This is a genomic window from Neisseria sp. P0021.S007 (assembly GCF_051956855.1).
The window spans coordinates 1-431 of record NZ_JBQCXA010001831.1; the positions used below are offsets into that span (position 1 = coordinate 1).

At 58.5% G+C, this 431-nt stretch carries 1 protein-coding gene; it reads right to left on the reverse strand.

Features of this window, described 5'->3' with window-relative positions:
- Positions 1 to 431, reverse strand: a 431-nt coding sequence (locus ACTHUR_RS21690) for a pseudouridine synthase (protein ID WP_440400886.1), incomplete at both ends; no start/stop codon positions are given.

Here is a 431-nt window from a genome sequence, read left to right on the forward strand (position 1 = left end):
GCCTATGCTTTTCATGGCCACGCGCAGCTGATGTGTTTTGCCGGTAAACGTTTGCAACACAAACAGGCGCAAACCGGGCTTCAGGCTTGGGCTGCTGAAACGGGTAACGGCAAAATTATCCTCGTCTCGCGTCAGCTTCCATGTACCGCGCCGCGAACGCGCCATACCGCCTTTCACCCATCCCTGCTTTTTCGCCGGCTTGTGCGTACTGAGTGCCAAATACGTTTTACGCATAGTTTTCTCGGCAAACTGTGCCGACAAAGCCGCCGCGCGGGCGCGGTTGAGCGCAAACAGCAACAGGCCGCTGGTGGCCTTGGCCAAACGGTGAACCAGCCACACGCGTTCAACACCGAGCTGCTGCGCCGGCGAAGCGGGCAGGCAAACATCCCCTTCCGATTCGCTGTGCACCGATACGCCGCAAGGCTTATTAA